The sequence below is a fragment of the Xanthomonas sp. WHRI 1810A genome, assembly GCF_040202885.1.
Classification (GTDB): Bacteria; Pseudomonadota; Gammaproteobacteria; order Pseudomonadales; family Pseudomonadaceae; genus Aquipseudomonas.
The window spans coordinates 51,482-77,984 of sequence record NZ_JBEGED010000011.1; the positions used below are offsets into that span (position 1 = coordinate 51,482).

The window sequence follows — 26,503 nt, forward strand, 5'->3', positions numbered from 1 at the left end:
CCAGCGTTTTTGGGGAAGTCTCTGTACATGTGATGCCTCTTGTAGGAGCGAACTTGTTCGCGAAGCTTTACTGAACACGCGCTTCCCTTCCGAAAAATCTGAGGTGAAACAACGAGATGTTCCACGTGGAACAGAAAAGTATTGGAGCCAATTTCCAGCGCACAGCAAAACGCCCCAATAACTGGGGCGTTTGAGTTTTCAGTGAGCGGAGATCAGGTGCGGGGTTTTACCGTCCCGCATTGCTGACCAAGCCAGGCAGCGCGGGTGTCCATGCTGCCGTTCTGCTGCTGGCCTGTCGCATTGAACGAGCCAATCACATGAGTGGTGAATTCCCGATCACTCAGGAATTGCGCCGTGCCAGTGCCCTGAGCCCGAGGACAGCTGAACTTGAATTTCCAGTTGGCCCCATTACGTTCCGTGACCTGCTGGGTGCAACCTGACTTCGGATCCTGCAGCGGGATCTGCTCGCTTTTCACCTGCTCAGGCGTCAGGCAAACACGGACGCCCTTCCCGCCCAGCGTAACCCCTTGTTTCTCCAGCATTTGCTCCATGGCCGCACGCTGCTGTGGCGCCATCATCTGCAGCTGATTGAGCATGACCTGCATGTCTGGAAGCTGCTGACCCTCCACCAGCATGTTGCTGGTGGTGATTTCCCACAAACCCGGTTGCAGCACCTGGGCTTGCGCCAGAGGCGCAGCAAAACAAACCACTAACGCCAAAAAGCGCTTTTTCATTGATCTCTTTCCTTGTATGCCCAAAACAATTCGAAACTGACCTTTCACCGCAGTCCGACCCATGACGCTTAGACGACGAAGAGGATGCCCAGTTGCACCCCTAATAAAATAGCGACAATCCCCGCGCGCTGTGGTCTGTTAGACATCAACAGGCTTGGAGCAAACTCTCGCATGGATTACCACAGCCCGTATTTTTTTGGCTATGTCATCGGCTTCACTCACCTGCTGGGCATCATAGCCGCGATCCACGCGTTGATGACGGTTCGTACGGCTCAAGGCTCGATCGCTTGGGCCATGCCGCTGATTTTCATCCCCTATATCACGCTGATTCCTTATTTGGTGTTTGGCCGCAGTTCCTTCGATGCGTACATCAAGGCGCGCCGCCAGGCCAACCGGGAAATGCGCGACGCCATCGGCAACCTGAACTGGCGGCCGTGGATTGAGGAGGCCGTTGCCGCACGTCAATCCGCTGCATATGTGTCGCTGCGTGCCATGCCGAAACTCGGCCGCATGCCCTGCCTGGCGAACAACGAAGTCGAGCTGCTGATCAACGGTGATGCGACGTTCAGTGCGATTTTTGCTGCGATCAGCAAAGCCAAACAAGCGGTACTGGTGCAGTTCTTCATCATCCATGACGATGACTTGGGCCGACGCCTGCAAGCCCTGCTCCTGGAGAAAGCCGCAGAAGGCGTTTCGGTGCATGTGCTGTACGACCGAATCGGCAGCCATGCCCTGCCTGCCAGCTATGTCGAAAAACTTCGCGCCGGGGGTGTGCAAATCAAGGCATTCGCCACGCGCAGCGGTTGGCTCAATCGGTTCCAGATCAACTTTAGAAACCACCGCAAGATCGTCGTGGTCGACGGCGAGAAAGGGTTTGTCGGCGGGCACAATGTGGGCGATGAATACCTGGGGCTCAAACCGCCGCTGGCCCCATGGCGGGACACGCATGTCGCCATCGTCGGTCCGGTGGTTGCCAGTTTGCAGGAGTCATTTGCCGAGGACTGGTTCTGGGCAACCCGTGAACTGCCGCCGCTTATCTTGCCGGAGTCCTATCCGGAAGACGGCGTGCTGTGCCAGTTGCTGGCCAGCGGGCCGGCCGACCCGCAGGAAACCTGCTCACTGTTCTTCGTCGAAGCCATCCACGCCGCCACCGAACGGGTCTGGATCACGACGCCCTATTTCATTCCTGACGAAGCAGTATCAGCGGCGCTTTACCTGGCGGTGCTGCGTGGCGTGGATGTGCGCATTCTGGTGCCTTCCCGGCCCGACCACTACGTGGTCTATGCGGCGTCCAGCCTGTTTGCGTTTGAAGCAGTGCGTGCAGGTGTCAGGCTTTTTCGCTACGGGCCAGGGTTCCTGCACCAGAAAGTGGTGCTGGTGGACAACGAGATTACCGCCATCGGCAGCGCCAACATGGATAACCGGTCATTCCGCCTGAATTTCGAATTGATGCTGCTCACGGTCGACGAGGACTTCGCCCGCCAGGTGGAAGACATGCTCAACGCTGACTTTGCCCTGGCTCATGAGGTATCGCTTGAGGAGAGTCGCGAGACGCACCATTTGCAGCAATTGGGGATGCGCATTGCGCGGTTGATATCGCCGATTCTTTGAGCCCGGCGCAAGAACCCCGTTGGAGCGAGGCTTGCCCGCGAATGAGGATGTCTGGTTATCCATCAGGAAACTGACACACCACTTCGCGGGCAAGCCTCGCTCCACCAAGCTCTGCAGACACAAACCCCGATTCAGCGATAAATATCCTCACGCGTCAGCGGCAACGAATGACTGCCATCGGCCAGCGGTTTGACTGCCAACACCTGGTGCAAGTTGATCCAGCCTTGCGAGAACGCATAGGCACAGCCTGCCAGGTACAAGCGCCAGATGCGCAGGGCCTGCTCAGGCACCATCGCTGCGGCCTCGTCCAGTTTCTCCTCCAGCCGCGCGCTCCAGTGATCCAGTGTCTTGGCGTAGTGCAACCGCAGACTTTCCACGTCCACCACCTCGAGACCGGCTTCGCTGACATGCGCAGTGATCATCGCCAGATGCGGCAGCTCGCCGTTGGGGAACACGTAGCGGTCGATGAAGTCGCCGGCACCACGACCGACCGGGCGGCCGTCTGTGTGCTTGGCGGTAATACCATGGTTCATCACCAGACCGCCCGCCTTCACCGCACCAAACAGGCACTTGGCGTAGAGATCGAGATTGGCGTGACCCACGTGTTCGAACATGCCGACGCTGACGACCTTGTCGAAGCGGCCGTCTTGGGGCAGATCACGGTAGTCCATGAGCTGGAGCTCGACCTGATCTTCCAGGCCCTCGGCCCGCACCCGCTCCTGGGCCAGCGCCAACTGCTCGCGGCTCAGCGTGATGCCAAAGACTTTTACGCCGTACTCACGGGCGGCGAAGCGCGCCAGCCCACCCCAGCCACAGCCGACATCGAGCAGGTATTCGCCGGGCTGCAGACGCAGCTTGCGACACAGGTGATGGAATTTGTCCTGCTGGGCCTGTTCAAGCGTCTCGTTACCCGTCTTGAAATAGGCGCAGGAATAGACCATCTCCTTGTCCAGCCAGAGTTGGTAGAACGCGTTGGACAGGTCGTAGTGGTAGGAGATGGAAGCGGCGTCGGTGTCCTTGTCGTGCTGGGTGCGCACGGGAACGTTGTCGTCATCCTCGTCGACCAGCGCTCTGCTCAGCTGATCGCAGACGCGCACCACTTCCATGATGGAGCCCTCCAGTTCCAGTCGTCCTTCGACGAACGCGCTGCCTAGCAAGCCAAGGCTTGGGTGCGTAAAGCCGGAAACCAGAAGGGGATCTTTGACAACGATGGTGACCCTGGGCGTGGGCCCAAGGTCCAGCTCATGGCCATCCCAGAGTTTAAGCCTGAGTGGCAGGTGAAGATTCTGTAACGCTGGTGGTAATTGCGCGAGCATTTGATAAACCCCCTGATCCAGAAACTCAGAAAAGGGCAATCCATACCGGTTCCTAGCAGGAGCCGTCAGGCATCGGCTGTAACACTAACTGCATGAATCTAGACTCCGGGCACTGCCTTTTGCCCCCAAGGATTCGAGCCAATTTAATGCCTTCGATGGAGCACCCTCTTCGTAACTATAGTTAATTTGTAACAGAGTGGTTCAAAGCTCAAGCGAATTTTTATACTTAACCGCAGCCTCTAGCCCGGCGCTTTCAGCTCAAGTGCCGGATTATCAGGGCTGTGGCGGATTATTAAACTTTGCGATGGGCTCGTGAAACCGCAGCAACCTGCCGGCATTGCCCAACACCAGCAACGTGCTGAGATTGTGCAAAACCGCCGCGATCATTGCCCCGGCTGCACCCAGCACGCCGAAAGCCGCCAAGGCCACGATTGCCAGCGTCCAGCCCAAACCGATGATCACGTTGACCTGCAACGTCTGCCTGCACTGGCGACTCAGACGCACACACGTGCCCAGCCGGCGCAGGTCGCTGCCGATCAGCACGATGTCCGCCGACGCCAGGGCGATGTCCGCTCCGCCTGCGCCCATTGCCACGCCTACCACGCCCGCCTTGAGCGCCAGGGAATCGTTGATGCCATCACCCACCACCATGGGCCGGAAACCGCTTTTTATTTCACCCATGACCCGATTGAGTTTGTCCTCCGGCAAGGCCTGCGCTTCGATATCGCTGATGCCGACTTCATGGCCCACGCTGTCCGCCACACTTTGGCGGTCGCCGGTCAGCAGCAACTGCCGCCCCATGCCCAGTTCCCGCAATTCAGCCAACGCCTGCCGGGCTTCCGGCTTCAGGCTGTCGGCCAGCAGCAGCCACGCGAGGAACACCCCGTCTACCGCCAGACCCGCGATAGGTCCGTCATGGGCAGGGACTGGCGTCGTGGTGATGTTCAACTGCTCGAACAGCTCGGGCCGCCCCAGTGCCGCTTCGCCCCGGGAGGTCTGGGCAACGACGCCCAGGCCCTGACGTTCGCGGATGTCCTCCAGCGCCAGCAACTGATCCTTTTCCACGAGCAACGCCAACGCCCGACTGACTGGATGACTGCTGGCCGCCCCCAGGCTGGCGGCCAGCGACAACAGGCCAGGCGTCTCGCCGTTCACGGCCTGCACCGACTGCAACCGCAAGCTGCCGAAGGTCAGCGTCCCGGTTTTATCCACCACCAGCGAGGTGAGATCGGCCAGCTCTTCGAGGAACGCCGAACTGCGGATCAGAATTCCGTGACGTGCAGCCACGGCAATGCCGGCAATCGCCGTCGCCGGCGCAGACAGCACCAGCGCGCACGGACAGGCCGCCACCAGCACCGCGAGCATGGCCTGAGCGTTGTTGGTGATAAACCAGGTGACCGCCGCGATCAGCAACACCAGCACCATATAGCTGCCGGCGTAGCGCTCGAGCAAACGGGTGATCGGGGGTTTGGAGCGCTCGGCGCTTTGCATCAGGGCGATCACTTTGCCCAGCGTCGATTCGTTGCCGATGCGCGTGACTTCAATGCGCAGCAGGCCATCAAGGTTGATCGCCCCGCCGAACACTTCCATGCCCGGCCTCGCCTCCAGTGGCACCGACTCGCCAGTAATCGGCGCGGTGTCGAGGCTGGCTTGCCCGGAGACCACCCTGCCGTCCGCCGGCACGCGATCCCCCGCGCGAACCTCGACCAGGTCGCCGGCTACCAGCGTGCCGTTGTCGACTTCGTGTATGGCGCCATCGGCGGTAACCCGTCGCGCATGACTACGCGTCAGTTTGCCCAGCGCCTGAATGGCCTCTTGCGAGCCGATGACACTGCGCTCCTCCAGCACATGGCCGAAGATCATGATGATTGGGAGCAAGGCCGCGGTCATCAGGTCGCCGGTGGCCCACGCGCCGAGCATGGCCAGCGCGATCAACTGATCGGTGATGCCGTGCAGACTGGGGTAACGCAGGCTGTGCCAACCGGCGCTGACCACTGGAATGGCCACCAGCAAGGACGCGGCCCCCAACAGCAACTGACTGACGCCGACCTGCTCAGGCGCAAAAAAGCGCCAGACCAGCCCCAGCGCCAACAGGCCAAGGGCGAGCATGGCCAGGGTCAGCTGGGTCGCCGCGCTGCGCTGTTCGGAGCGGGTCAGCATGCTGCCCGGCGTGGCGGGTTCGGCATGGGTGTGAACGGCTTTGCCACTCATTTGTCTGCTCCCTGAATGATCAGGCGGGAATCGTCTTTGGGATCAACCGTGGTCACTGAACCGGCTTGCCCCAGTATTTTCGGCACGCGTTCGCGGTAGATACGTTGCAGCAAGCCAGGGTCGCTCCGATCTTGAATCGACTGTGCCAGGCCGGTCACGGTCGCGGTGTCGGTCTGTGCCTTGGCCAGTCGCTCGGACGCTTGTGCGTGGGCAACCTGCAGCGTGCGGTCAGCTTGTTGATTGGCGGTCTGGTTGGCTTTTTCGGCATCGGTACGTGCATTGGCTACGGCTTGATCGGCTTGCTGGCTGGCGGTCAGCACGGCATTGAACGCGTTGACCGCCGCCGTGGGCAGGCTGGACTGCACGTCCACACGCGCCACTTCGATCCCGACGCCCACGCCAGTGGAGGTCAGCTCGCTCAGGCGTTGATTGATGCCCTGCACCAGATCGCCCCGCAGACGTTCGCGTCGCTCGGCAGACTGGCTGTCGGCACCGACCAGCTCAGGTCGCGCCACCAGGATGGTGTCCAGATCCCGAGCCGCCGTCAGTGCCACGGCGCTGCGGGTGACCAGCCGATCCAGCGCCGGCAGCACGTGAACACCCTGCAGCACATAGGCCCGAGGGTCAGCGACTTTGTAGTACACCGTCACATCCAGCTGTACGACACCGGCATCGCCGGTCAGCAGAAACCCGGAGCCGGCCAGCGCGTCGCTCATGGGCGTGGCGAAGCTGGCGACTTTATCGGCGGCCAGCGCGGTGGAAGAGCGCAGCAAGGTATCGACGTGGCGCTCGATCACGCGATCCGCCGAGGGCAACAGCACCACCTGCTCGAACGGTTGCGGCCAGGCCATCAGCAACCCGGCGTTCTGCACGCGGTCCAGCGCGCCCATGCGAAACACCACGGCGCGGTTCTGCGGATCGATCTGGCGCACGTTGGAGAACGCCCAGGCCACTGCCGCCAATACCGTAACCACGTACAACCCAAGAAAGGCCAGGCGGCTGGCCTGCAACCACGGGCTGTTGCTCACCGGCCGCTCGGCGATGGGCGAGTCACCGGTGGCGGGCACATTGTGCTCACTCATGGCTGGGTTCCAGGCTTGCCGTCCAGTGTCGGCGGGCCATCGACCAGTACGCGGAACGGCGCAGCGTCAGTGCGCAGGATCAATTTGGTGGTCGGGCCGACCACGGTGCCGAGGGTGTCCAGCGAGCGCAGCAGGTTATACAGCTGCGGCGAGCCGGCGTAGGCACGGCCGTAGATCTGCGCGGCTTCAACCCGCGATTGCGCTTCGATGTCGGCCGCCTTGACCGTGGCGTCCGCTTCGACAATGCGTGCATCGCGCTCGGCCGCCGAGCGAATCTGCGCCGCTTCACGCTTGCCAATGGCGGTGCGTTCGGTGGCGATGGTTTCGCGCTCGGCACGCATCCGGTCCACGGTGGCGTTCAACGTCACCGATGGCAGCGTCAGACGCTCGACGCCGACTTGCAGGACGCGCACCCCGTAGGTCGTGAGCAATTGCTGATCGATCTGCTGACGCAGCTGGTTTTCGAAGTCGGCGATGCGCACCTGGCTGGCATCGGTGTTGACCAGGCTCGACAGGTCGAAGCTGGCCGCGGTGGTTTCCAGCGCAGAGCCCACGAAGGTGCGAATCTGCCGCGCCGCTTCGTCCGGCTGGTTTTGCACCGCGCGCATGAAGCGCTTCACGTTGTCCGGATCGCCCTGAACCTGCCAGGCGACGTAGGCCTGAACGATGATGCGCAAGCCATCCCGCGTACCGACGTCCTGCAAGCCACTGGAGGTGGTGCGCAGACGCAAGTCCACGGGAATGGTGGCCTCGAACGGCGCTGGCCAGCGCCAGCTCAGGCCCGGATCGAGCAACACCCGTGACGGGTTACCGAACCGCGTGACCACCGTGCCCTCGCCGGAGCGCACCTGAACCAGGCTGGCTGCCGCCACCGCGAAGGCGATCAAGACAGCCGCCAGCGCCGAGCGCCGCCATGGAAAACCTACCGGGCCGGACACCGCGCCATGGTGATGGCCGTGATGCCCGCCGTGACCGTGGTCGTGGCCCGCATGGTCGTGGTGATCGTGTGAATGAAACAGACTCAAGGGACGATTCCTTATTCAGCCGCTTTGCCGGGCGCCGCAGGGTCGGCCGGCAACGTGAACGTACGCAGATCAATGGTCGGCGCACTGGTGCCGCCCAAACGATGATCAAGAACCAGCAATTTGGCGTGCTGTAAGCCTTGGGTGAGTTGCGTCAGGTATTGCTCCAGCACAAACGCCTGACCGGCCTTGGCATACGCCTGCCGCTCGGCGCTGAAGCGCAGGTCTGCTGCCTGAGCGGCGGCCATGACTTCGCGCGATACCGCCGCCGCTTGATCGTGGGCCACGCTGGCATGCAACTGCGCCACGTTGGACTGATCCGCCGCGGCGCCGCGCTCGCGGGAAATCAGCGCCTGGGCACTGATCTGCGCCGTTTGCACCGCGTGATACGCGTTGGCGGCCCCCGCTGGCGGGTGAATCGACTCCACCACGGTCGCGAGGATCTCCACCCCGCTGTCGAGTTTTTTCAGGTCGCGCTGTACCGCGTTGCTGATGTCGGCGGCGAGGTCGGTGCGCTGTTCGCCGAGCAATTCATCCAGCGTGCGCGAGGCGAAGTCGTGAACCAGGATCCGGCTGGCCGTGCTGCGAATCAGGCTCACGACGTTGGCGCTGTTGTAGGTGGCGGCCATGGCGGCTTCGTCGGTGAGACCGATGCGGTACACGAAGCGCACGTCCATGTTGACGATCTGGAAGCTTTGTTTGTCGCCGGTGCTGCTGGCGATCACTTGGGACTTGTCGTTGACGTGGCTGGCATCCCACAGGCGATTGGCGACCGCAGGCGGCGGCCCTTCGGCGGGGTCCAGCATCTGTTCGGTGGCGTTGGCGTCGGAGACGCTGGTGGCCAGTTCATGAACCACGCCGTTTTCCACCGCCAGCATCCGGCCGAACGGCCACGGTAATCCGGCGTGCAGACCCGGACCCAGGACCGCGACCGGCTTGCCGAACCGCTCGTAGATGCCGCGCCCCTGCATCGGGATTTCGCTGACGCCGCTGAGGGCCCATCCCAGCGCAACGATCACCGCCAGCACCGGCAAAAAGGCGCGACGCATGTAGGTAAACGCCCAGACCTGGCGCAGATCAATGCCGAACCGGTTGTGCAATTCGTGCTGCAACGCCACCAGTGGCTGCGGCGGCCAGCGCAGCAAGCCCGCGACGAAGCTGGTCGCCATCAGCCGCGGCTCGATGCGCTCATTGCGCGGGCTGAACACCGACAGCGCGGCGCGGATCAACAGTTCGAGGGCAACCACCCCCGGCAGAATGCCGATCAGGACGGCTAATCGCGCAGGCCAGACGCGCTCGGATGACGAGAAAAACAGGCACAGCGCGCCGATCAACAGGACGCCCATGGCGACTCGGATCAACTGCGCCAGTGGTTCCGCTTCAGGCCAATTGGTCGCAGGCTCGTTGCTCAACTGGCGTTCCAGCACCAGCAGACCGAATGCCATCAGCAGCATCAAGCCACCGACGATGCTGCCGGCCTGGGTCAGATCAGTTCCCGGCAACGAGGTGTTCCAGATCAGTTTGATGCTGATCAGCGACAGCAATGACCAGCCCGCCAACCAGAAGGTGGGCAGGCCGATCAGTGCAACCATCGACGCCCCTCGCCCACCGAGGCGCGCCAGCAGACGGTCGTACCAGCCGCTTTCGTCCTCGGGCAGCGGATCGGCGACCCATGCCTCGACCGGTTCAGGGAGCGCAATGGCCTGGGCGCGCCACTGGGCTGCAACCTGCGCCGACTGCAATCCCGCCGCGAGCAGGAAAAAGCTCGCGGCCGAGTTGGTGAGGACAGCTGTCCAGAGGGAATTGGGAGAGAACAGGTCGACGAACAACGACACCACCAGGCCCAATACGCCCGCTGCGCCGATGAGGTACGTCAGCCTTGCCAGACGCCGCGCCTGAAACGAGGCGCGCTGGAAACGCGGCAGCCCTTCCAGCGCCAAATCTTCACCGTCCAAATCAACCCGCATCGACACCCCAACACCCACTGACCGCTGTATCCATCGTCCTTCCCCTGCGTTTGTTCCCAGGCGTGAGTCACACGCCGAAGCATCGCTGCCTGAGGGGCGTTACGATATAACAAAATTGGTGAAATTTTCGTGCGGTTGGCGACATCGACCGTAATGAATTTTTCAGCCAGACAGCTGCGCGACAGGTTTGAGATCCAATAGCCGACTCGGACCTTGTTGGAGCGAGGCTTGCCCGCGAAGGAATTCGTAACACGCGCTAGATGTGTCGCTTGTACCGCCCTCTTCGCGGACAGGTCCGCTGCCACTCAGGATTGAGTTTCGCCTGCGAACCCGCAAAACCAGAGCCCGCATTCCAGCAGAGCGGTCTACGCTTCCCTCCATTGTCGATTTGTCCTACAGGAGCAGATGAATGAGTAGCTATGACATCGTCATCATCGGTGGCGGCCCAGGCGGCTATAACGCGGCGATCCATGCGGGTCAGCTCGGGTTGAAAGTCGCGTGCGTCGAAGGCCGGGAAACCTTGGGCGGGACGTGCCTGAACGTCGGCTGCATTCCGTCCAAATCGTTGCTGCATGCCTCGGAGCTGTACGAAGCGGCCGTGGGCGAGGAATTCAAGAAGCTGGGGATCGACGTCACCCCGACCTTGAACCTGGCGCAGATGATGGCGCAAAAGAGCGAAAGCGTGACCGCGCTCACCAAAGGCATCGAGTTTCTGTTTCGCAAATACAAAGCCGAGTGGATCAAGGGCTGGGGGCGTATTGCCGGGCCGGGCAAAGTGATCGTCAAGGATGCACAGGGCGTGGAAACCGAGTTGACCGCCAAAGACATCATCGTCGCGACGGGCTCCGAGCCAACCCCCCTGCCCGGCGTGACCATCGACAACAAGCGCATCCTGGACTCGACCGGCGCGCTGTCGCTGAGTGAAGTGCCCAAGCACCTGGTGGTGATCGGCGCGGGGGTCATCGGCCTGGAACTGGGATCGGTCTGGCGGCGCCTCGGCGCCAAGGTGACGGTGGTGGAGTTCCTTGACCACGTCGCCCACGGCACTGATCTGGAAGCCGGCAAGACGCTGCATCGCTCGCTGTCGCGTCAGGGCATCAACTTTATGCTCAGCGCCAAAGTGACGTCAGCAACCCCCAGCGACACAGGAGTGACGCTGAACGTCGAACCTGCCGCCGGCGGCAATGCCGAGACCCTTGAAGCCGATTACGTGTTGGTCTCCATCGGCCGTCGTCCGGTGACGCAGGGGCTGGGCCTGGACACCGTAGGCCTTGAGGTCGACAAGCGCGGGATGCTGGAGAACAAGGGCCATCGCACCTCAGCCGATGGGATCTGGGTAATCGGCGACGTGACCTCGGGCCCGATGCTGGCGCACAAGGCGGAAGACGAGGCGATGGTCTGCGTGGAACGCATCGCCGGCAAAAAAAGCGAGCTCAATTACAACCTGATCCCCAACGTCATCTACACCCGGCCGGAATTGGCCAGCGTCGGCAAGACCGAGGAACAGCTCAAGTCGGAAGGTCGCGCGTACAAGGTCGGAAAATTCCCGTTCAGCGCCAACAGCCGGGCGAAGGTCAATCATGAAGGCGAAGGGTTCGCCAAAGTGCTGGCTGACGAGAAGACAGACGAGATCCTGGGCGTGCACCTGGTAGGCCCGAGCGTCAGCGAAATGATCGCCGAGTATGGCGTGGCCATGGAGTTCGCGGCGTCGGCAGAGGATGTCGCCCTCACCTGCCATCCTCACCCGACGCGTTCCGAAGCCCTGCGCCAGGCAGCCATGGCCGTGGGCGGGCACACCACGCAAGCTTGAAATAGAGCCCTCGCCTGTAGGAGCGCGCTTGCCCGCGATAGCGTTTTATCAGTCGCCGATGACGATAAGGATGAAGACGCCATCGCGGGCAAGCGCGCTCCTACAAAGACCTCACCGGCTCTCTGAAACGATTTTTATTTCCCCCCATCGCGAACAAGACGCCCAGATTGTTATCTGTTTGTTGGTAATTTGCGTTTGGCATGGATTGGGACGGCGCATTTATTCGTGCAGGAAGGCACAGCATTTCTTCAGAGGCTTCACCTTATGAATCGCAGGAATCTCCTGAAAGCATCCATGGCATTGGCCGCGTATAGCGCGCTGCCCGCCTCAGGCCTCTACGCTGCACGCGCGTTGGCGGCAGCGGCAGATGGCGAAATCGAACAGTTCGATTTCAAAACCCTGCAGGACACCGCCAAGCAACTGGCCGGCAAAGCGTATGTCAGCACCAAGCAAACGCTGCCCCCTACCCTGGCGAACATGACGCCTCAGCAGTTCAACGCCATCAAGTACGACGCCGGGCATTCCCTGTGGAACGACGTCAAAGGCCAACTGGACGTGCACTTCTTCCACGTCGGCGCAGGTTTCAAGACCCCCGTGCGCATGTACAGCGTTGACCCGGCGACCAAGCAGGCGCGCGAAGTGCATTTCCGTCCCGAGCTGTTCAATTACGAAGCCAGCGGCGTCGACAAGGCGCAGTTGAAGGGAGACTTGGGTTTCGCCGGTTTCAAGCTGTTCAAGGCCCCTGAAATCGCGATCAACGACATCCTCTCGTTCCTCGGCGCCAGCTATTTCCGCGCCATCGACAGCAACAAGCAATACGGCCTGTCGGCCCGTGGCCTGGCGATCGACACCTACGCCAAAAAGCCCGAAGAATTCCCCGATTTCACCCAGTTCTGGTTTGAGAAGCCCACCAAGGACGCGACCCGTTTCGTGGTCTACGCCTTGCTCGACTCGCCGAGCGCGACCGGCGCGTACCGCTTCGACATCGATTGTCAGGCTGACCGCGTGGTGATGGACATCGACGCCCACATCAATGCCCGTGCCGACATCGAGCAAATGGGCATCGCGACCATGACCAGCATGTTCAGCTGCGGCACCCACGAGCGACGCATGTGCGACACCCTCCATCCCGAGATTCACGACTCCGATCGCCTGGCCATGTGGCGCGGCAACGGCGAGTGGATCTGCCGTCCGCTGAACAACCCCGCCAAACTGCAATTCAACGCGTTTGCCGACAAGGACCCGAAAGGCTTTGGCCTGATCCAGACCGACCACGAATTCAAAACCTATCAGGACACCGTCGATTGGTATCACCGTCGCCCAAGCCTGTGGTGCGAACCAACAACGGCGTGGGGCGAAGGCTCCATCGACCTGTTGGAGTTATCCACAACCGGCGAGACGCTGGATAACATTGTCGCGTTCTGGAACCCGCGGGACCCGATCAAGGCCGGCATGTCGATGAACTTCGGCTACAAGCTTTACTGGAGCCCTTTGCCTCCGGTCAGCTCGCCGTTGGCCCAGGTCGACGCCACGCGCTCCGGGATGGGCGGCTTCATCGAGGGCTGGGCGCCGGGTGAGCATTACCCGGACGTCTGGGCCCGTCGTTTTGCCGTGGACTTCAAGGGCGGTGGTATCGACCGCCTGCCAGAAGGTTCGAGCATCGAGCCGGTGGTAACGGTTTCAAACGGCCGGATCCAGGACTTCAACGTGCTGGCGCTGCCGGACATCAAGGGCTACCGCGTCACCTTTGACTGGTACCCGACCAACGATGGCGTCGATCCCGTCGAGATGCGCATGTACATCAAGACCGGCGACCGCACGCTGAGCGAAACCTGGCTGTACCAGTACTTCCCGCCAGCGGCCGAGAAGCGTCGGTATACCTAAGCTGCCTGGACTGTAGGAGCAAACTTGTTCGCGAAGCTGTAGTGATTGCAACACCCAATCAAGCTTCGCCAACACGTTGGCCCCTACAGATGTGTACCAAAAATGAGCCATAGCCAATCCCTAAACCTCCTCGCAACACGCCCTCTTTACCAGCGTCAAAAATCTATCTGCCAGTCAATTCAATGAGTTACAAAGTACAGTCACCAGCCTGCCCAGAACGTGTCCGAAATTTTGACTATTTGATTGACAGCCCTCGCATCTGAGGCTGATATATCCCCTGTCACGCCGTTAAAACGAGGCCGTCCTGGCCCGCTTTCAGCACTTCGGCGCTCTGACTTTCCGCATTTCTTATCCTGATCGACAGCCTTCGCGCTGAATCGAGAGGCGGTAGCTTTGCGTCATCAAAAAGCGCTGGCGGTGGCAAACATCGGCGGCAGCACCGTCGATTTTTTCGAAATTTGACCTCCAGTTACTCGAGCGCTCCAGAGGGGCTGCACCCATGATGTCGAACGCCGCCGTATCGAACGCCAGCACGTACGTTGAAAAGCCATCGATCCTGTCTTTCAATAAATCGACCGTTATCGTCTGGACCGCCATCGGCCTGATACTGGTCGAGACATTTTCCGGCGCCTTGCGCTTCTACCTCGACAAAGCCGGTGTCTCGGCGGTGCTGTACGGGCCGAAGGTGCTGTGCTGCCTGCTGTTCCTGCTGGAGTTGCGCACGATCAAGACCAGCAAGGGCGCGTGGTTGGGATTGCTGGCGCTGGTGCTCTCCATCCTCCTGGCCATGCTGCACGGCGCAACCCTTTCAAACATCGGCTTCAGCCTGTTCGGCATCTGCCCGATCCTGTTCGGCATGGTCTGCAGCGAACACTTGCTGCACCGCAGGCGCTTGCTGCTGTGGGGCGTTGCCTTTTGCCTGGCGTCTTCGTTCGGCGGCATCGCGCTGGACAAGCTCACCTCGGTACCGTGGAAAGGCTACAGCTACACCCTCGGCGATACCGAGCTGAGCGGCAACACGGCCTGGGCGGTGGACGAGGCCGACCGCATCGCTGGCTTCGCCCGGGTGTCCAACGTGCTGTCCATCAACCTGGCGATCGGCGCCCTGTTCGTGCTGGCGTTCCTGCGCTCGAAATTGCTGATGATCGCCCTCAGTGGCGTCACCGCCGTCGCGATTGTGATGACCACCAGCAAGGCGCCCGCCGCGGGCTTCGTCTGCACCCTGGGCCTGTTGATGATCCTGCGCTTTCACTGGTCGGCCAGAGTGGTGATGACGCTGGCGGTCCTGATGGGCATGATCTTGCCGCTGATCAGCTTCCTCACTGACTTCAATGCGGGGCTGGCCAGCAGTGGCGCCCTGTCGTCCATGTATGACCGCTTGATCAATACATGGCCGAACATGGCCAGGGGCATCATGGACCAAGGCTGGGAAGTGACCGGTTCGGGACTGGGAGCCTATGGCAGCACGATGGCACTGTTTCCAATACCCGGCGTGCCGGCCCTCGGCTCGGACAACACCGCCATGTACCTGTGGGGCATGTTCGGGGTCATGGGACTGGTGCTGTTCTCGCTGCAGATTCCGATGTTCATCGCCCTGGGCAATGACACCACCCGAGCCAGCCGCGCGCTCCTGGCCATCTGTTTTTGCTGCCTGCTGACCGGCTGGACCACGGACATGCTGGAAGTGGCCACGGCCAACCTGTTTCTCGGGGTTGCGATGGGTCATGTGCTGGCCGGCAATCTCAGCTTGCGGCAGGTGAAATCCACCGCCAAGGGTGCGCATCAGTTCTTCCCGTTCGTGCCCAACCCGCGTTGAGGACCCCGGTCATGAAGTCCCGACGCACGCTCGCTGGTTTCCTGCTCCTGCTCGGGTCGTTGATGTACGCCAATGCCTGGGCCGAGGAGCCGTTTATCCTGGGTATCGGCACCCACCTCATGAACTTCGAAACCCCGCCCCGCCCGGCGCTCGAGCTGGCGGCAGACGCAGGAATAACGGCGCTCAAGGACGACGCGTTCTGGTCAATGGCCGAGCCCGCACCGGGCCAACTGCGCATCGTGCCGCAGTGGCGCAATTACCTGAGCACGGCTTCCAGCCTCAATCTGTCACTGCTGACGATTCTCGACTACAGCACCTCGTTCCACGACAACGCCAAACCTCGGGAAGGGGTGGTCAAGGCGGCGTATCTCAAGTACGTGGACTACGTGGCCAGCCAGTTGGGCAACCAGGTGAATTACTACGAGATCTGGAACGAGTGGGACCTGGACGCGCCGAAAGACGCTCAACTGGCCGCCGACTACGCCGCGCTGGTCCGCGACGCGGTGCCGCTGATCCGCAAGCACACCCACGGACAGAACGGCACGCCGGCGAAAATCCTGGCCGGGTCTGTCACGCCGCAGGGTATGGATTTCGGCTTTGCCGATCATTTGATTGACGCCGGCATGCTTGATCTTGTCGACGGGCTGTCCGTTCATCCCTATGCGCACTGTGCCGGCATGGGCCAGAACAATCCGGAAAGCTGGGTGAACTGGATGCGCCAGTACGAGCGCCACATTCGCACCAAGGCCGGTCGCGACGTGCCGCTTTATCTCACCGAAATGGCCTGGCCCAGCCACACCGGCAACTGCGGCAATACAGCGGATACCCAGGCCGCGTACATGGCGCGGATCATGTTCTTCTCCCGCACCATTCCCAACATCAAGGCCATGTGGTGGTACGACCTGATCAACGACGGGGCCGATCGTGGCGATCAAGAACACAACTTCGGCCTGCTCAATGAAGACCTGTCGCCCAAGCCTGCGTATGCCGTGTTGAAGGTCATCAGCCCGTTCATCAAGGATTTCACCTACGAGCCGTCGTTGAGTGTCTGGGAAAACAATCAGTACCTGCTGCATTTCAAGAAGGGCAAGGAGCAGGTGGTGGTGGCGTGGTCGGGTGGAAAATCCAGTGACAGGGCCCTGGCGACGAACATCCCGCAAAAGGGCGCTGTCGCGCTCATCGACATGGCGCAGCCCGAGAAAAGCTGGTTTGACAGCGGCGCGTCGTGGGCCTGCCAAGCGCAGCAGTGTTCGACCTCTGTCACGCTGACCGGCTTTCCGAAAATCATCCGCTTGAGCACCGCCGACTGAAGTGTGGCGTCGCACGCGGCGGGTATCCAGACACCTCACGTCATTGAAGAATCGCCATGGACTTCAGAAAAGACATTAACGGACTAAGGGCCATCGCGGTGATCGCGGTGGTGCTGTTTCACTTCAATCCTGGCTGGCTGCCCGGCGGTTTCTCGGGCGTGGATATTTTCTTCGTGATCTCGGGGTATCTCATCACCGGGATTCTGTTCCGCAGCCTTGAGAAAGGCAGCCTCAGCCTGGTGGGTTTCTATAAATCCCGCGCGCGCCGAATCATTCCCGCGCTGGCGGCCATGTGCTGCGTGCTGCTGGTGCTCGGCTGGTTCTACCTGCTGCCGTTGGAATACAGCGAGTTGGGCAAGCACATCGCGGCGAGCCTGGGGTTCTATTCCAACTTCACCTACTGGTCCGAAGCGGGCTACTTCACCGCCAGCGCCCATGAGAAATGGCTGCTGCACACCTGGTCGCTGTCGGTGGAATGGCAGTTCTACATGCTCTATCCCATCGCACTGCTGGGGCTGAGCAAAGTTATCGCCCTGCGCCATCTACGGTGGACAGTGCTGGCGGCGTGTGTGTTGGGGTTCGTTTTCTGCGTGGTGACCTCGATCAAATGGCCGGAGCCTGCGTTTTACCTGCTGCCGGCGCGGGCGTGGGAATTGCTGCTGGGCGGCGTCGCCTGCCTGTTCCCGATCAAACTGGATCGCACCCATCAGCGCTCGCTGGAAGCCACGGGCCTAGGGCTGATGGCGGCCAGTTTCGTTTTGCTTACAGAGCGCGTGGTGTGGCCCGGTTATCTGGCGCTGATGCCGGTGCTGGGTACCTTCGCCATCCTCGTCGCCGGGCGGCAGGACTCCGTCGTGACCAGCAACCGCTTCTCACAGTGGACCGGCACGGTGTCCTACTCGCTTTACTTGTGGCACTGGCCAGTCGTGGTGTTCATGAGCTACGCGGGCTACCTCGGCAATCCGCGTAATGCGCTGTTGGGCATCATCGCGGCGTTCGCGCTGGCGCAGCTGTCGTATTCATTGATCGAAAAAGCACCGGCCAACAAAGCGCCGGTCCGGCCGCGCAAGTTCGCCTCGGTCAGCGCGATGATTGCGTTGCTCTTCGTCGGCGGTGCGGCGGTCAACGCCACCGATGGCGCGGTTTCTCCAATGCGGGCGGTGAGCGTTTCCGACAAGGCGCGCTTCGTTCAGGACTACGCCAACCGGCAGAAGAATCTGTACGAAAACTATTGGCTCAAGTGCGATGCGTTTTCGGCGTTCACCGAGCGCGGGTTATCCGGGATCGACGAGTCCTGCACGCGCAAGCAGGGCGACGGGGGAGTGTTTCTCTGGGGCGATTCCCACGCGCAAGCGCTGTCCCTGGGCCTGAGAACCTGGCTGGCAGAAGGCACGCCGTTTTATCAGGTGGCCTCGGCGGGGTGCCGACCCAGCCTGACTCCGGACCCCGGCCGAAACACCCCGCCGCGCGTGACCTGCAATTACTCCAACGCCACCGCGCTGCAAGCCATCGGGGCGCTGCAGCCTGAAGTGGTGGTCATCGCGCAGAAAGACGAGCACGACAAAACGCAATGGAATGAACTGGCGACCCGGCTTAAAGCGCTGGGGGTCAAACAGGTGGTGCTGATGGGGCCGTTGCCGCAATGGAGCCCGTCACTGCCCAGTGTCATCGCCAACCGTCACTGGGGGGTGGAGGATTCGCACATCACCGACGCCGCGATGGACACCGGCCTGATCGCCACCGACCGAGCGACCCGGGGAATGATCAATCCCCAGATGGTGGACTTTGTGTCGTTGATCGACGGGCTGTGCATCGCCAATTCGTGCCTGGTGCGGCTGCAGGACGATCACTCCTTGCTGCAGATCGATTCTGGGCACCTCAGCTCGGCAGGGTCGCTCTACATCGTGAAAAATTACGTCATGCCCGAGCTGCTCAAACAGAATGCAGCGCTGGTCGGCACCCACGTGATCGGCGCCGAGACCAGCGCGGCGATTGGGCCGTACTAAGCCTTTAGAATCTGGCCGAAGTCCGTAGGCGCGTGGCTTGTCCCGCGATGGGCTGCGCAGCCGTCATCAAACCACGCGGCCAAGGTCTCAGGCGTAAACGAGATTGCGGTGTGTCAGGTGCACCGCATCGCAGCCTCGCACGGGCTCGTCAGCGCCTACAGGACTTGCGTAGATCCTGAGCACGCTCACAACTGTAGGAGCGCGCTTGCCCGCGATGAGCATCGCAGCCTCGCACGGCCTCGTCAGCACCTACAGGTTCTGCGTCCACCTGTGGAATGTGAGGCGAACATAGATTTCTGCAGGAGCTGCCGAGCACCAGCGAGGCTGCGATCGCGGTGTATCAGGTACAACCCTGGTCTCAGGCTGTTTTGATCATCTCCCCTTTTCCCCTGCCCGCCTGCTCCCCTCAGTGCGGGCTTTTTTTTGGGTGGGGTCAGGCGAGTGCCGGTTCGGTCTTTTGTGGCTCGGCCGCCGAACGCTGGCGTTCCGTGGCAATCCCTAGCACTTCGCGGGCGATGCGGTCGGCGTCGATGAATGCCCGGGAATAGCTGCCGGACGACGGCACGTAATGGTTGTAATACGTAGAGCCCTCGACAACAGGCCCGGTTATCCACAGATTGGATAACGCTTTGCCCGTCGCATCAACCGCCGGCGCCCCCTCTCCGGCCACCGCGCTGTGGATAACGCCATCGGCCAGCAACTGGCGAATCACGAGAGGCTGGGTGTCCCGCCCGTCGTCATCGCTCACATGGGCCTGCACCAACGCATCCAATGTCACCGCGCCCACGTTATCCACAGCACAAATTCGAATGCCGTGGTCAGGGTCATCATGCTTAACCCGCGAGCCATGAACCCACTGCAGCACCCCAGCTTGCGCCAGCGCCAGCAACTCTTGATGCCGCTCTTTCTGGGGGCCGGCCACCAGGCGGTTGACCAACGGCGCGTACATCCCGAAGAACACCGCGTGGGATTCAGCAGTCAGTCCGTGGTTATCCACAACCCGACGCAGTTGTTCGCGGCAGCTGCGCCAGACTTCAATCGCTGCCTTGATCGGGCTTTGGTCGAGGTCCCGCGCGCTTTCCTTCAAATCCGCGCTGATGAACGCGGTTACCCACGCTTGGTAATCCACAACCGGTGCGCTTATCCACAGGGGATCGAAAACGCTCTGATCCAACGGCGCGACAGCGAAGCGCTGCGCCAACTCGACCGCCTCCGATTCCAGCCTGCCCGCACGAAACGCCTGAGCCACCTGCTCTTTGATCGGTCCCGGCGCCTCGCCGCGCAGTTGGGCGGCCAACCCGTAGTACTCGGCGAACATTTCTGCCTTGATCAACGGCATGACCTGCGCCGTGAAATCGAGTCCGCGTGGATGGGCAGCTCGCAGCCGACTGACCGCGTCCAGAGTGAATATTGACGCCGGCGCGCCCATACGATGCGCACGGATGTCCGGCCGGGTGCGATAAGGCAGCCCACTGCGCGAGAACATGTACAGGTTCGGTTCCTCGCCTGACGGGATGTAACGCATACCGTCGCCTTCGCCGACAAACCGGCCGCCGCGCCCGACAGTCAGCCCTGCCACCGCATCCATAGCGCACAGCCCCAGCCCCTCAACGCCCACCGACATGCCAGCCGAGATGTCTTTAAACGCCGCTGGCTGTGGATAAGCGGGAACCCTCACGGTACGAGATAAGTTATCCACAATCGGTCGCGCAGCGGGGTGCCCGACCGTGATAACCAGCCAGTCAAAAGCGCGGCTGTATTGCTCAGCGCATTTCAGGATAAACCCGCCATCCGAAGTCTTTCGGATGTTATCCACAGCCCCGGGGTGATGTATCACCCGAACATGTGCAGGCAACGACTGCGTGACCGCAGCGTAGGTCCACGCCAGGTATTCCCCCAGCCACCGCCGGGGCAGGAACTCATTGGCGCGCACCACTCGGTCGGCCGACTTATAGCGCAGGCACCACTGATAAAAATCAGGCCCTTCACGGCCTTCGCCGCCGTCCAGCGCAGCCTGATCGGGAAACATCGAGATCTGCGAAGCCACCGTGTTGAGCATCAGGTATTCCGGCTGCTCCACTGAATGAAGGCCCGGCCCCGGCGTGTGCGGTTCATACACGTGGATGTCCACAGTCGTGGTGCCTCGGCTGGCCAGTGCGCATAGTCGCTCGATGACCGTCAGCCCGCGCGAGCCGCAACCGACGATGGCGATGCTGATCGGGACGATGTCGGTCAGTTCCATCGCGCCGTCTCCCCAAAGAACGAATCGATGGCCACGGCGCGGGATTCGCTCAGGGCCGTGTCGACGATGAATTTGCTCAGCGCCAGGTCCAGCACGCCCAGGCCAAAGGGCGAAAAGATCGCGGGCTTGCTGTCGTCGAGTTGGAATTCACCGCTCATCAAACCCGCCAGCGTCCCGTTCATGAAGGACCGGCTGCCCGACAACTGCTCAGTAAGATGAGGCGAGGTGTTGGCTTTCATGCAGTGCTCGACGTCGTCGCAGACGTTGTCCGCCGCCAGCAGCAATTGCGGGGCGATGTCACGCAGCGAGATGTTCAACACCACTTGCCCCGCGCGGAAAGCCATCGGCGGTTTGACGTACGGCTCGCCTGCGGTGGTTGCAAAGATCACCAGGTCCGCCGCCAGCGCTTCATCCAGCGTGCCGGGCCGGGCTGTGCATAAGTCGGTTTGCTCGACGTACTGGGTGAGCGCGTTGGCAGAGCCGACGTCGAAATCATGCACAACCGCGTGGCCGATGTCCCAGCCTTCAACCGCCAGCATGCGCGCGATGTTGCGTGCGATGACGCCAGCGCCAATGAAGCCCACACTCGCCGCTTTACGTGACTGACGGTTGAGCCAGTAAGCACCCGACACCGCCGAGGCAGCCGTGCGCACTGCGCTGATCTGCGCACCTTCAAGGCACGCGTAGGGGTAGCCGGTCTCCCGGTCATTGAGGATGACCACCGCCGAAGCGCGTGGTTTGTGGTGTGCCACGTTGCCGGGGAAGCTGGAGATCCACTTGATGCCGGCCACGGCGTTTTCGCCGTCTAGTGCCGCCGGCAACGCGATAATCCGGTCGGCTGGCTGCTGGGGAAACCGCAAGAAGTAACTGTCCGGGTTGATCGTCCGCCCCTGGTGATGCTGCAGATACACCTGCTCGACCCGCGCCACCATGCTGTGGGCATGGGCCTGCAGAATGTCGTTGATGACCGCGCCGGGAATCACATGAAAGTCAGACATTGACCGCCTCTCCTTCAAACGTGCGCACGTAGGCCTTGAGGTATTTGCCGATGGCTTGGGAGTTGAGCGCGGACAACTCGGCCGCCCCGAATTTGTGCATGACCCACTCGTCGCTGTAGATGGTATCCAGGTAGCGCTCGCCGGCGTCCGGGGAAATGGCGACCACCACCGCGTCGCGGGGTATGCCCAGGGACGGCGCGGCAAGGCCCGCCACCACCGTGCCGGTCGAACCACCCGACAGCACGCCATTGGATTTGGCCAGCCATCGGCACATCGCGACCGTGGCGCGCTCGTCGACCACCTGCTGTTTGAACAAATGATTGGCGCGGAAGATCGGCGGCATCTGGCTTGCGCCCAGCCCCGGTATCAGCCGCTTGCCCGGCGCCTGGCCAAAGGTGACAGAGCCGACGCTGTCCACGGCAATGATCTTGGTCCGTGGCGAATGCTTGCGGAAATACTGCACACAGCCCATCAAGGTGCCGGTGGTGCCTGCGCCGATCACCAGGTAATCCAGCGCCGGGAACGCGATGTGGATGGAGCGCGCCGTGGTCATCTCGTGGGTGCGCGCATTGGCCGGGTTGCTGTACTGATTGAGCCACAGGTGGCGCGGATCACGGGCGACCGTTTCACGGATGTAGCGAATCCGCGTGCCGAGATAACCGTCGTTGTCATCGCGCTCGGTGACGATCACGATTTGCGCGCCGAAGGCTTCCATCATCTTGATGTTGTGCAGGTTGGTGTTCGGGTCCACCACGCAGCAGAACTTGTAGCCGCGCTCGGCGCAGATCATCGCGAGCGCCACGCCGAGGTTGCCCGACGACGATTCGATCAGCACCGTGTCCTTGTGGATAAGTCGGCGTTCGGCGTAGGAATCGATGAGCCCTATCGCCGTCTTCATCTTGATCGAGCCGGCCGGGTTACAGGATTCGAGCTTCAAATGCAGGTTCTCGAACCCCAGGCCCTTGAGCCGCACGAAGTTTGAATCGCCGACGATGTGCGAAATGAAGTTCATGGCCGGGCCTCGACGCGTGCGGATGTGTTCGATTTCGGCGGCAGCGTGCGCACCTTGTTTTGCGCCAGCGAATGGGCCAAAGGCCGCGGCTGGGAAGCGAGCAGCGCATCGGTCAACTGCTCGGCCCGCAGCGCCACCATGGAAAAGGACTGCGCATCACTGATGCCGTGGGCTTTTTCGGACGTGCCGTTGGCAAAAATGTGCAGGCCTTCGCTGTTGTGCAAACCCACCCGGTAGTGACGATCCACTGCCAGAGCGCCGTCCTCGTCCCGCTGCAGCCAAGGCTGGAGCAGGGTCAGCAGCGGCGGGATCGGCAGCTGTTCGTAGCCGGTACCCAGGACAATGCCATCCACGTACAGCGTGCGTTGCACACCCGTATTGCTGTCGCGCAATAGCACCGAGTAGGCACCGCCGACCTTTTCCACAGAGACCACACTGGACCACGTGTGCAGGTTCAAACGCTGATGCCCGCTGACCTCGCCTTCGTACAGGAAGGAGTACAACGCCTGACTTTCGTCAGCGTCAATGCCGGCGTAATTGGTCGAACGAATCGCCTCGAAGACCTTGGTTCGGCGTGCCGGCTCCAACTGATGGAAGTAATCGACCTGTTCGGGGAGAAACGCCATGTTGGGGAACTGTCCCAGTTGCCCGACCCGAAACCCCACGCCGCGATGCACCGAATGCACTTGCGTGGTGGGCGCTGCGCCAAGCAGATGGGCGACCGCTTCCCCGGCGCTCTGGCCCGAACCCAGCACCAGCCAGCGTTGCGCGATAGGACCACCGCCCAAATGGACGTTCTTCAAGTATTGCGAGGTATGGAACACCCGCCCGCCGAGGTGGCCGGCGAACACGTCTGGGATACGCGGCAGGCTGCCGTGGGAAAGGATCAGCCGCCGCGTGCGATAAGTCCCCTGCGCCGTGATGAGATCCACCGCGCGCAGAGTGCCCTTCTCGGTCACGGGAAGGACATCGAGAACCCCCTCGTCGTAGGAAACATAATCCTTGAGCTGCGCCGCCACCCAAGCGATGTAGTCGGACCATTCGACACGGCTGGCCGGGCGCCCCAGCAGGCCGAATTTGTACAGCCGGCCTTTTTCCTTCAGGTACATGGCAAAGGAGAACCGGCTGCGCGGGTTGCGCGGCGTGACCAGATCGCGAAAGACATGGTGATTGATGTCAGTGCCCGCCAGCAGAAACGAGCCATGCCAAGTCGAATCCTGGCCCTTTTCAAAGAAACGCACGCGCTGATAGGGCCGCTTGCCGCTGTCTTCGGTTTCGTCTTCCAGTGCACACGCCAGCGCTATCCCGGCGGGGCCGAAGCCGACCGACGCAACGTCCAGTTCCTGGGGAAAACCCTCGATTTCAAAATGACTCATGATGATGGTTCCTGAAAGATGGAAAGGCGTGAAAAGCAGGCGTTATCCACAGAGCAATTGCCGCTCATGGGCACGATCATCGGCATACACCCACAACGAAATACGGGCGAGATCGTTCTCCCCATTGGTAAAACTGATGGGGCCGGCAGGTGTGGAAAAGCGTTCGTATCTGAGGGCATTGAGCAGCCCCTTGGGTTGTTGTGCGGCGCGATCGACCAGCGCAAAGGCGGCCAGTGTCTCGATGGCGTAAACCGGTGCCTGCTCGCCGTATATCCGCTGGTAGTCGCGGTCCACCGAGTGCGCTTCGGGCACGTCGCGGGCGATGGGGAAACTGACCACGTAGACCGTTCCCAACGGCGCGATGCCCTCCACCAGCGCCGGAGACGCAGCGTCGTCAGTGAAGAACAGAGGCAATTGGCAGCCTGCCGAGCGTTGTTGACGCAGAAACTGATGGCTGGCTCTCAAGCGTCCGCAGAACACCAACGCATCCGCGTTCACGGCATCGCCAAGGGTTGTGGATAAGTTATCTACAGCCCTGAGCTCTTGCAGCTGTTGCTGTCCATGAAGGCTTTCGTCGGCGAACAGCGCCAACCGCTTCAAGCCCTGGCTGCGGGCAAATGCCAGTAGACGCTGGGCCAGCACTCGGTCGGAGGCACACACGCGAAACGTCGTGCTGCCCTCTTCCGTGAGCGATGCACACGTTGACGCCGGGAGGATCAAGGGAATGCCAGCCTGTGCATAACTTTCGACAACGGCCGCGGCGGACTCCGAAGCGAAGTGGCCAATGACCGCATCCACTTTCTCGCGAATGAACAACCTGGCCGCCGCCCGACCTCCCTCCACGCTGGCGCGGTCGTCGAAGTACAGGTGCCGGGCGCGGCGCACGTTCTGGAACAGCAGTGAGGACAAGTACACGCCCCGCAGGAAACTTCGGGCGTGCAGAGTGGTGCTCACCTCCAGCGCCGCACAGATACCCAGGCGCATCACGACAGCGCCTCCGAAGAAAATCGCGACGGCACAAACGCCTGCATCACCGAGCGGTGAGCGGCATCGAGCTGTCGCCCTGCCAGCTGACTCCCCAGCTCATAGGCCAGCAGATCGGCCACGCTGGGCGCCATCTTAAAACCAATGCCGCAGAAGCCGGTGGCCAGGTAAATCTGGCTGTCAGGAGTGGCGCGGCCGATCAGCGGACGCCCATCATCGGTGTAGGCATCACTGGCGACTGTGGTTACCACCGGCGTGCTGTGAGGCCCGTAACCCAGGCGGGCCATGCGCGCCATCACGTCCTCCTCGTTGTCCATCAACGCCATGTTCAGCTCGCTGGCACGCTCGGCCCGGTTGCGCTGCTGCCCGCCGGCCTGCGCCAGATGCTTGCCCAACGGCAGCACGTAGGTGTTCAGAGTGTGCGCAATGATCGGCATGCTGGGCGCCTGATCGCAGCCGAACCGGGTGAACGGAATCGTCCGCGCATGCACCGCGTGAGGGGGCCTCTTCAGCGTTTCGCTGGCCCCGCACGCGTCGACCACCCACGTCGCTTCGAGGCACAGATGGCCTGCGTAGACCTTGACGTGACCACTGCCCTGCTCGCAGTGGTCAACGGCCAGGCTGTCCAGCATCAGGCCCTTTTCGCTCACATAGCGGCATAAATTGAGCACGCTGATCCGGGCATCGACAATGCCGCCATTACGCTCGATGAGCAGGCAGTCACCCGCGCAATATGGCGTGAACCGCCCGTTGTCCAGCGCATCGACCGACGCGTGCATCTCCACATTCAATGTGCCTTCGCTGCCCATGGCATCCAGATAAGCGCCACAGATGTCGGAACGGGCGATGTAGGCGACGCCGGTGCGCTTCATCGATTGCTCGAACACCGCCCGGACGATCCCCGTGCCGCCAGTGTGCGCGCCGTTGGCGGTCAGGGGTCGCAGCGCCGGATCAAGCTCCAGGCCACGGACAATGCCGCCGCTGTAACGCGTCGCGCCCTGCCCGCCACCGATGCCCTTCTCCAGCAGCGCGACGTCCAGCCCGCTTTCCACCAGCGCCGCCGCGATGGACGCCCCCACGACACCGGCGCCGATCACGATCACATCGAATGAGGTTTTCATC

General features: G+C 61.8%; 18 protein-coding genes. 6 read left to right on the forward strand and 12 right to left on the reverse strand.

The annotated features are described in order from the left end of the window. Positions 1-212 precede the first annotated feature (212 nt). Positions 213-734: a DUF3617 domain-containing protein gene (locus ABQX22_RS16875; protein ID WP_349801006.1), complete on the reverse strand. Its 522-nt coding sequence runs from the start codon at positions 732-734 to the stop codon at positions 213-215. Between the two features lie 171 nt (positions 735-905). Here ABQX22_RS16875 and cls point away from each other — a divergent pair, with 171 nt between their 5' ends. Then, a complete protein-coding gene (gene cls, locus ABQX22_RS16880; protein ID WP_349801007.1) occupies positions 906-2,345 on the forward strand; it encodes a cardiolipin synthase in 1,440 nt (479 codons plus the stop codon). Positions 2,346-2,476: 131 nt separating this feature from the next. On the opposite strand, the gene cfaB is transcribed toward cls, so the two are convergent. The 5 genes from cfaB to hflK (ABQX22_RS16905) form a co-directional block, all read right to left on the reverse strand. Beyond that, a complete protein-coding gene (gene cfaB / locus ABQX22_RS16885) occupies positions 2,477-3,661 on the reverse strand; it encodes a C17 cyclopropane fatty acid synthase CfaB (protein WP_349801008.1) in 1,185 nt (394 codons plus the stop codon). A gap of 273 nt (positions 3,662-3,934) precedes the next feature. After that, complete coding sequence (locus ABQX22_RS16890) at positions 3,935-5,872, reverse strand: cation-translocating P-type ATPase (protein WP_349801009.1); 1,938 nt, start codon at positions 5,870-5,872, stop codon at positions 3,935-3,937. Then, on the reverse strand, positions 5,869-6,954 hold the full coding sequence (gene hflK, locus ABQX22_RS16895) for a protease modulator HflK (RefSeq protein WP_349801010.1): 1,086 nt from the start codon (positions 6,952-6,954) through the stop codon (positions 5,869-5,871). Before hflK (ABQX22_RS16895) ends, ABQX22_RS16890 begins: the two co-directional genes overlap by 4 nt. Beyond that, positions 6,951-7,979 (reverse strand): protease modulator HflC, encoded by a 1,029-nt coding sequence (hflC, locus tag ABQX22_RS16900; protein WP_349801011.1) that lies wholly within the window; start codon positions 7,977-7,979, stop codon positions 6,951-6,953. The genes hflK (ABQX22_RS16895) and hflC overlap by 4 nt, the downstream gene beginning before the upstream one ends. Positions 7,980-7,990: 11 nt before the next feature. Beyond that, positions 7,991-9,943, reverse strand: a complete 1,953-nt coding sequence (gene hflK / locus ABQX22_RS16905; RefSeq protein ID WP_349801012.1) for a protease modulator HflK — start codon at positions 9,941-9,943, stop codon at positions 7,991-7,993. A 409-nt stretch (positions 9,944-10,352) separates the two neighbouring features. Between hflK (ABQX22_RS16905) and lpdA the strand changes: the two genes are divergently transcribed. The 5 genes from lpdA to ABQX22_RS16930 all read left to right on the forward strand — a co-directional run bounded on the left by lpdA (position 10,353) and on the right by ABQX22_RS16930 (position 18,769). After that, positions 10,353-11,753 (forward strand): dihydrolipoyl dehydrogenase, encoded by a 1,401-nt coding sequence (gene lpdA / locus ABQX22_RS16910; RefSeq protein WP_349801013.1) that lies wholly within the window; start codon positions 10,353-10,355, stop codon positions 11,751-11,753. 264 nt (positions 11,754-12,017) lie between these two features. Next, a complete protein-coding gene (locus ABQX22_RS16915; protein ID WP_349801014.1) occupies positions 12,018-13,637 on the forward strand; it encodes a glucan biosynthesis protein D in 1,620 nt (539 codons plus the stop codon). 499 nt (positions 13,638-14,136) lie between these two features. Further along, the gene (locus ABQX22_RS16920) at positions 14,137-15,453 is read left to right on the forward strand and encodes a hypothetical protein (protein WP_349801015.1); all 1,317 of its coding nucleotides are present in this window, start codon (positions 14,137-14,139) and stop codon (positions 15,451-15,453) included. An 11-nt stretch (positions 15,454-15,464) separates the two neighbouring features. Then, complete coding sequence (locus tag ABQX22_RS16925; protein WP_349801016.1) at positions 15,465-16,763, forward strand: hypothetical protein; 1,299 nt, start codon at positions 15,465-15,467, stop codon at positions 16,761-16,763. A 56-nt stretch (positions 16,764-16,819) separates the two neighbouring features. Continuing rightward, positions 16,820-18,769 (forward strand): acyltransferase family protein, encoded by a 1,950-nt coding sequence (locus tag ABQX22_RS16930; RefSeq protein WP_349801017.1) that lies wholly within the window; start codon positions 16,820-16,822, stop codon positions 18,767-18,769. Between the two features lie 433 nt (positions 18,770-19,202). Here ABQX22_RS16930 and ABQX22_RS16935 read toward each other — a convergent pair whose 3' ends face one another. From ABQX22_RS16935 to ABQX22_RS16960, 6 genes are read right to left on the reverse strand one after another with little or no spacing between them, the layout of a single operon-like run. Then, positions 19,203-21,011 (reverse strand): FAD/NAD(P)-binding protein, encoded by a 1,809-nt coding sequence (locus ABQX22_RS16935; RefSeq protein WP_349801018.1) that lies wholly within the window; start codon positions 21,009-21,011, stop codon positions 19,203-19,205. Continuing rightward, entirely contained in the window at positions 21,002-22,009 is a 1,008-nt protein-coding gene (sbnB, locus tag ABQX22_RS16940; protein ID WP_349801019.1) for a 2,3-diaminopropionate biosynthesis protein SbnB, read from the reverse strand. Before sbnB ends, ABQX22_RS16935 begins: the two co-directional genes overlap by 10 nt. Next, positions 22,002-23,021, reverse strand: a complete 1,020-nt coding sequence (gene sbnA, locus ABQX22_RS16945; protein WP_349801020.1) for a 2,3-diaminopropionate biosynthesis protein SbnA — start codon at positions 23,019-23,021, stop codon at positions 22,002-22,004. Before sbnA ends, sbnB begins: the two co-directional genes overlap by 8 nt. Beyond that, positions 23,018-24,397, reverse strand: coding sequence for a SidA/IucD/PvdA family monooxygenase (locus ABQX22_RS16950; RefSeq protein WP_349801021.1), 1,380 nt, complete (start codon positions 24,395-24,397; stop codon positions 23,018-23,020). The genes sbnA and ABQX22_RS16950 overlap by 4 nt, the downstream gene beginning before the upstream one ends. Before the next feature lie 42 nt (positions 24,398-24,439). Next, positions 24,440-25,381: an ABC transporter substrate-binding protein gene (locus ABQX22_RS16955; RefSeq protein WP_349801022.1), complete on the reverse strand. Its 942-nt coding sequence runs from the start codon at positions 25,379-25,381 to the stop codon at positions 24,440-24,442. Next, positions 25,381-26,502 (reverse strand): NAD(P)/FAD-dependent oxidoreductase, encoded by a 1,122-nt coding sequence (locus tag ABQX22_RS16960; RefSeq protein WP_349801023.1) that lies wholly within the window; start codon positions 26,500-26,502, stop codon positions 25,381-25,383. Before ABQX22_RS16960 ends, ABQX22_RS16955 begins: the two co-directional genes overlap by 1 nt. Position 26,503 lies beyond the last annotated feature (1 nt).

Excerpts from the sequence above, each read along its gene's own strand:
- hflK (WP_349801012.1), bottom strand. The coding sequence starts at position 9,943 with ATGCGGGTTGATTTGGACGGTGAAGATTTGGCGCTGGAAGGGCTGCCG.
- cfaB (WP_349801008.1), bottom strand. The coding sequence starts at position 3,661 with ATGCTCGCGCAATTACCACCAGCGTTACAGAATCTTCACCTGCCACTC.
- sbnB (WP_349801019.1), bottom strand. The coding sequence starts at position 22,009 with ATGTCTGACTTTCATGTGATTCCCGGCGCGGTCATCAACGACATTCTG.
- cls (WP_349801007.1), top strand. The coding sequence starts at position 906 with ATGGATTACCACAGCCCGTATTTTTTTGGCTATGTCATCGGCTTCACT.
- sbnA (WP_349801020.1), bottom strand. The coding sequence starts at position 23,021 with ATGAACTTCATTTCGCACATCGTCGGCGATTCAAACTTCGTGCGGCTC.
- lpdA (WP_349801013.1), top strand. The coding sequence starts at position 10,353 with ATGAGTAGCTATGACATCGTCATCATCGGTGGCGGCCCAGGCGGCTAT.
- ABQX22_RS16875 (WP_349801006.1), bottom strand. The coding sequence starts at position 734 with ATGAAAAAGCGCTTTTTGGCGTTAGTGGTTTGTTTTGCTGCGCCTCTG.
- ABQX22_RS16915 (WP_349801014.1), top strand. The coding sequence starts at position 12,018 with ATGAATCGCAGGAATCTCCTGAAAGCATCCATGGCATTGGCCGCGTAT.
- ABQX22_RS16925 (WP_349801016.1), top strand. The coding sequence starts at position 15,465 with ATGAAGTCCCGACGCACGCTCGCTGGTTTCCTGCTCCTGCTCGGGTCG.
- hflK (WP_349801010.1), bottom strand. The coding sequence starts at position 6,954 with ATGAGTGAGCACAATGTGCCCGCCACCGGTGACTCGCCCATCGCCGAG.
- ABQX22_RS16890 (WP_349801009.1), bottom strand. The coding sequence starts at position 5,872 with ATGAGTGGCAAAGCCGTTCACACCCATGCCGAACCCGCCACGCCGGGC.
- ABQX22_RS16960 (WP_349801023.1), bottom strand. The coding sequence starts at position 26,502 with ATGAAAACCTCATTCGATGTGATCGTGATCGGCGCCGGTGTCGTGGGG.
- ABQX22_RS16955 (WP_349801022.1), bottom strand. The coding sequence starts at position 25,381 with ATGCGCCTGGGTATCTGTGCGGCGCTGGAGGTGAGCACCACTCTGCAC.
- ABQX22_RS16930 (WP_349801017.1), top strand. The coding sequence starts at position 16,820 with ATGGACTTCAGAAAAGACATTAACGGACTAAGGGCCATCGCGGTGATC.
- ABQX22_RS16920 (WP_349801015.1), top strand. The coding sequence starts at position 14,137 with ATGATGTCGAACGCCGCCGTATCGAACGCCAGCACGTACGTTGAAAAG.
- ABQX22_RS16935 (WP_349801018.1), bottom strand. The coding sequence starts at position 21,011 with ATGGAACTGACCGACATCGTCCCGATCAGCATCGCCATCGTCGGTTGC.
- ABQX22_RS16950 (WP_349801021.1), bottom strand. The coding sequence starts at position 24,397 with ATGAGTCATTTTGAAATCGAGGGTTTTCCCCAGGAACTGGACGTTGCG.